We start from the raw sequence: 1,542 nt of genomic DNA, 5'->3' as shown, positions 1-1,542 counted from the left end.
GATTAAACTTTTAAATTGAGAGTTTGATCCTGGCTCAGGACGAACGCTGGCGGCGTGCCTAACACATGCAAGTCGAGCGATGAAGTCCCTTCGGGGATGGATTAGCGGCGGACGGGTGAGTAACACGTGGGCAACCTGCCTCAAAGTGGGGGATAGCCCTCCGAAAGGAGGATTAATACCGCATAACATTAGTTTTCCGCATGAAAAACTAATCAAAGGAGTAATCCGCTTTGAGATGGGCCCGCGGTGCATTAGCTAGTTGGTGAGGTAACAGCTCACCAAGGCCACGATGCATAGCCGACCTGAGAGGGTGATCGGCCACATTGGAACTGAGACACGGTCCAGACTCCTACGGGAGGCAGCAGTGGGGAATATTGCGCAATGGGGGAAACCCTGACGCAGCAACGCCGCGTGGGTGATGAAGGTCTTCGGATTGTAAAACCCTGTCTTCTGGGACGATAATGACGGTACCAGAGGAGGAAGCCACGGCTAACTACGTGCCAGCAGCCGCGGTAATACGTAGGTGGCGAGCGTTGTCCGGATTTACTGGGCGTAAAGGATGCGTAGGCGGGCATTTAAGTGAGATGTGAAATCCCCGGGCTTAACTTGGGGGCTGCATTTCAAACTGGGTGCCTAGAGTGCAGGAGAGGTAAGTGGAATTCCTAGTGTAGCGGTGAAATGCGTAGAGATTAGGAAGAACACCAGTGGCGAAGGCGACTTACTGGACTGTAACTGACGCTGAGGCATGAAAGCGTGGGTAGCAAACAGGATTAGATACCCTGGTAGTCCACGCCGTAAACGATGAATACTAGGTGTAGGAGGTATCGACCCCTTCTGTGCCGCAGTTAACACAATAAGTATTCCGCCTGGGGAGTACGGTCGCAAGATTAAAACTCAAAGGAATTGACGGGGGCCCGCACAAGCAGCGGAGCATGTGGTTTAATTCGAAGCAACGCGAAGAACCTTACCTAGACTTGACATCCCCTGAATTACTCGTAACGGAGGAAGCCCTTCGGGGCAGGGAGACAGGTGGTGCATGGTTGTCGTCAGCTCGTGTCGTGAGATGTTGGGTTAAGTCCCGCAACGAGCGCAACCCTTATCATTAGTTGCTACCATTAAGTTGAGCACTCTAATGAGACTGCCCGGGTTAACCGGGAGGAAGGTGGGGATGACGTCAAATCATCATGCCCCTTATGTCTAGGGCTACACACGTGCTACAATGGTGAGTACAGAGAGATGCAAGACCGCAAGGTGGAGCTAAACTCAAAAACTCATCCCAGTTCGGATTGTAGGCTGAAACTCGCCTACATGAAGCCGGAGTTGCTAGTAATCGCGAATCAGCATGTCGCGGTGAATACGTTCCCGGGCCTTGTACACACCGCCCGTCACACCATGAGAGTTGGCAACACCCGAAGTCCGTGAGGTAACCGTAAGGAGCCAGCGGCCGAAGGTGGGGTCAATGATTGGGGTGAAGTCGTAACAAGGTAGCCGTAGGAGAACCTGCGGCTGGATCACCTCCTTTCTAAGGAGTCGACAAGAAAG

At 52.8% G+C, this 1,542-nt stretch carries 1 rRNA gene; it reads left to right on the top strand.

Annotated features, from left to right (window positions below):
- Positions 1 to 11: 11 nt before the first annotated feature.
- Positions 12 to 1,522: ribosomal RNA gene (locus J2Z24_RS21165) — 16S ribosomal RNA — on the top strand.
- Positions 1,523 to 1,542: the final 20 nt, after the last annotated feature.

It is taken from the genome of Clostridium tetanomorphum, from assembly GCF_017873215.1.
Classification (GTDB): Bacteria; Bacillota; Clostridia; order Clostridiales; family Clostridiaceae; genus Clostridium_AO; species Clostridium_AO tetanomorphum.
The sequence above is the reverse complement of the archived record's forward strand: the minus strand, read 5'-3'. Positions and strand labels throughout refer to the sequence as shown.